Annotated in this window: 6 protein-coding genes; 5 read left to right on the top strand and 1 reads right to left on the bottom strand. The window is 69.5% G+C overall.

The window, feature by feature from the left end:
- A partial coding sequence (locus ACFWF3_RS27880) for an SRPBCC domain-containing protein (RefSeq protein WP_379316399.1) occupies positions 1 to 489 on the bottom strand: 489 nt, incomplete at its 3' end.
- Positions 490 to 580: 91 nt separating this feature from the next.
- Here ACFWF3_RS27880 and ACFWF3_RS27875 point away from each other — a divergent pair.
- From ACFWF3_RS27875 to ruvB, 5 genes are all read left to right on the top strand, one after another.
- Positions 581 to 1090, top strand: a complete 510-nt coding sequence (locus ACFWF3_RS27875) for an O-acetyl-ADP-ribose deacetylase (RefSeq protein ID WP_379316397.1) — start codon at positions 581 to 583, stop codon at positions 1088 to 1090.
- Positions 1091 to 1129: 39 nt separating this feature from the next.
- Positions 1130 to 1576, top strand: coding sequence for an acyl-CoA thioesterase (locus tag ACFWF3_RS27870; RefSeq protein ID WP_379316395.1), 447 nt, complete (start codon positions 1130 to 1132; stop codon positions 1574 to 1576).
- Positions 1577 to 1656: 80 nt separating this feature from the next.
- Positions 1657 to 2226: a crossover junction endodeoxyribonuclease RuvC gene (gene ruvC, locus ACFWF3_RS27865; RefSeq protein WP_101467026.1), complete on the top strand. Its 570-nt coding sequence runs from the start codon at positions 1657 to 1659 to the stop codon at positions 2224 to 2226.
- Positions 2223 to 2822 (top strand): Holliday junction branch migration protein RuvA, encoded by a 600-nt coding sequence (gene ruvA, locus ACFWF3_RS27860; protein ID WP_378988972.1) that lies wholly within the window; start codon positions 2223 to 2225, stop codon positions 2820 to 2822. The genes ruvC and ruvA overlap by 4 nt, the downstream gene beginning before the upstream one ends.
- Before the next feature lie 3 nt (positions 2823 to 2825).
- On the top strand, positions 2826 to 3735 hold a 910-nt coding region (ruvB, locus tag ACFWF3_RS27855), incomplete at its 3' end, for a Holliday junction branch migration DNA helicase RuvB (protein ID WP_379316393.1).

Below are 3735 nucleotides of genomic sequence, written 5' to 3'. Positions count from 1 at the left end.
CTTCTGGTAGTAGCCCGACATCGACGGGTAGTAGTCGGCGAAATCCGGTCGTTCGGTGTGCGTGCAGGCCGCGACGAACATGTCCGCGTAGTACTCCCACCCCGGACCGATCTGGGGGATCTCCGCCAGCTGATATTCCGACGTCAGATGGTGGACCAGGCGCAGTTCGGTGGCCGCGCCGGTGTCGAGCAACGTCACCTCGAGCCGCCACAGGCCGATCTGGTCGGTCGAGGAGACGCCGAGGTGGATCGGTGGGGTGCAGTCGTCGATGCGCATCGCCGACCACGGTTCACCCTCCTCGAAGCGCATCTGCACCCGGATGGTGTTGCCGGTCCCCGACTCGCCCTCCCAGGTGCCGTACCACCCCGAGGTCAGATGCGGATCGGTCAACCGTGCCCACACCTCCTCGATCGGCAACCCCAGCGACCTGGTGATCACCAGGTCCCGCCCGTCGGGCGTCGCGACGATGTCACCGGTGGGTATGGCCATGCGTGGTTCTCCTCGCCTCGGACGGACCGACCATGCCTGCTCACTCGACCGTACCCGTGGACTACGTCGACGCCCCGGCACAATGAGGATCATGACGCGAATCGAGACGGTCCGGGGCGACATCACCGAGCAGCAGGTGGACGCGGTGGTCAACGCCGCGAATTCCTCGCTGCTCGGCGGCGGTGGCGTCGACGGGGCGATCCACCGCAAGGGCGGTCCGCAGATCCTGTCGGAATGTCGCGACCTGCGCGCCTCGCACTACGGCAAAGGCCTGCGTACCGGCCAGGCGGTGGCGACCACCGCGGGCCTGCTCCCCGCCCGCTGGGTGATCCACACGGTCGGCCCCGTGTGGTCGGCCACCGAGGACCGCTCCGAGCTGCTCGCCTCCTGCTATCGCGAATCCCTGCGCGTGGCAGACGAACTAGGAGCGGCGACCGTCGCGTTCCCGGCGATCTCCACCGGTATCTTCGGCTGGCCGATGGATGACGGCGCGCGGATCGCGGTCGAGACGGTCCGCGCGGCCGAGACACACGTGACGCAGGTGCGGTTCGTGCTGTTCGACGATCGTGCCCTGGAGGTCTTCACCACCGCGCTCGGATAGCGACGAAAGGTGTCGGACCCCGGTGGCACACTCGCGGGCATGGCGGAAACCACTGTGCCGTTTCGGGTTCGGATCCCGATTCGGGTGTCCGATCTCGACCCGCAACTGCACGTCACCGGCTCGGCGTATCAGCAGTTCGCCGATCACGCGCGGTTCGCGTGCGTGACCGAGGCGGGAGTCTCGGTGCCCGACCTCCTCGCGGCGGGGATGGGGCCGGTCAATCTCGAGCTGAACGTTCGCTATCTGCGGGAGTTGCGCGCGAACGACACGGTCGAGGTCGACTGCCGGTGGGAGTGGGGGCAGGGCAAGACCTATCGGGTGGAGCACACCCTCACCAGGGCGGACGGTGAGATCGCCGCGACGGTGTCGTATGTGAGTGGACTGCTCGACCTGCGGGCGCGCAAGCTGGTCGCGGATCCGGCGGGGGTCTGGGCCGAGCACGCCCGCGATCCGGCGTTGCTGGGGCTGCCGCCGCGACCGGCGTGAGGATCGTGTCGTTGGTCGGCCCGAACGCGGGGATGCTCTAGACTTTCGAACAACTGTTCGTGTCTTCGAAGGGGTGGCCGGTGCGGGTGATGGGCGTCGATCCGGGGCTTACCCGGTGCGGGCTCAGCATGGTCGACAGCGGACCGGGCCGGAAGGTGGTCGCCCTCGATGTGGGGGTGGTGCGGACCCCGCCCGACGCCGAGCTGGCGTTGCGGTTGATGGCTGTCGCGGATGCCGCCGAAGAGTGGATGGATACGCATCGGCCCGAAGCTGTCGCGATCGAGCGGGTGTTCGCCCAGCACAATGTGCGGACCGCGATGGGCACAGCGCAGGCCGGTGGGGTGATCGCGCTGGCCGCGGCGCGGCGCGGGATCCGGGTGGCGTTCCATACGCCCAGCGAGGTGAAAGCGGCCGTCACCGGCAACGGTACGGCGGACAAAGCGCAGGTCACCGCGATGGTGACGCGGATTCTCGGTTTGCAGGTCGCGCCGAAACCGGCCGATGCCGCCGACGCGCTCGCGCTGGCGATCTGTCATTGTTGGCGGGCGCCGTTGATGGACCGGATGGCGGCCGCGCAGGCACAGGCGGACGAGGTCCGCCGCCGCTACGAACAACGGCTCGCCGAACAACGGAAGGTGGTGCGCGGGTGATCGCGTCGGTACGCGGGGAGGTGCTCGAGATCGCGCTCGATCACGTGGTGATCGAAGCAGCGGGCGTCGGGTACCGCCTCAACGCCACCCCGGCCACACTCGCCGGGCTGACCCGCGGCGAGCAGACCCGCCTGTACACGGCGATGATCGTGCGCGAGGACTCGATGACCCTGTTCGGGTTCGCCGACACCGAAGCGCGCGAACTGTTCGCGTTGTTGCAGACCGTCTCCGGCGTCGGCCCCCGCCTGGCGATGGCGGTGCTCGCCGTGCTCGAACCCGAAGCGCTGCGAAAGGCGTTGGCCGAGAGCAACGTCGCCGCGCTGACCAGGGTCCCCGGCATCGGCAAACGCGGCGCCGAGCGGATGGTCGTCGAACTGCGCGACAAGGTGAACCAGGTGGCCGTCCCCACCGGTCCGCCCGGTGCGCAAACCCCGAGTACCCCTGTGCGCGAGCAGGTTTCCGAAGCGCTCGTCGGCCTCGGGTTCCCGGCGAAGCAGGCCGAACAGGCCGTCGACACCGTCCTCGCCGACCAGCCAACCGCCACCACCTCGGTGGCGTTGCGCGCGGCGCTCGGCCTGCTCGGTAAGAACAGGTAGACCGTGGACGAAGACTTCGACACCTTCGCCGAGGCCGACGAATCCGACCTCACCGCCCGGTATCTCAGCACCGACGGCGAAGCCGAGACCGGCCTGCGTCCCACCTCGCTCGACGAGTTCATCGGCCAGCCCCGCGTGCGCGAACAGCTGGCACTGGTCCTGCGTGGCGCGCGTCAGCGCGGCGCCACCCCCGACCATGTCCTGCTGTCGGGACCGCCCGGCCTCGGCAAGACCAGCATGGCGATGATCATCGCCGGCGAACTCGGCACCGCCCTGCGCATCACCTCGGGACCCGCGCTGGAACGCGCGGGAGATCTCGCCGCCATGCTCTCCAACCTGGTCGAGGGCGATGTCCTGTTCATCGACGAGATCCACCGCATGGCCCGCCCGGCCGAGGAGATGCTGTACCTGGCGATGGAGGACTTCCGCGTCGACGTGGTCGTCGGCAAAGGCCCCGGCGCGACCTCGATCCCGCTCGACATCGCCCCGTTCACCCTGGTCGGCGCCACCACCCGCTCGGGCGCGCTCACGGGTCCGCTGCGTGATCGCTTCGGTTTCACCGGGCACATGGACTTCTACGACCCCGCCGAGCTGTTGCAGATCCTCACCCGCTCGGCCCGGATTCTCGGAGTGCAGATCGACCACGACGCCGCCGCCGAGGTCGCCGGGCGCTCGCGGGGCACGCCGCGTATCGCCAACCGGCTGCTGCGCCGGGTGCGCGACTACGCCGAGGTCAGGGCGGACGGCATCATCACCCACCCCATCGCGATGGCGGCGCTCGAGGTCTACGACGTCGACGCGCTCGGCCTCGACCGGCTCGACCGCGCCGTCCTCGGTGCGCTCGTGCGTGGATTCGGTGGGGGACCGGTGGGTGTATCGACCCTGGCCGTCGCCGTCGGCGAGGAAGCAGCCC

Source organism: Nocardia sp. NPDC060220 (genome assembly GCF_042727815.1).
Classification (GTDB): domain Bacteria; phylum Actinomycetota; class Actinomycetes; order Mycobacteriales; family Mycobacteriaceae; genus Nocardia.
Note: the sequence above shows the minus strand (reverse complement) of the source record. Positions and strands in the feature narration are given on the sequence as shown.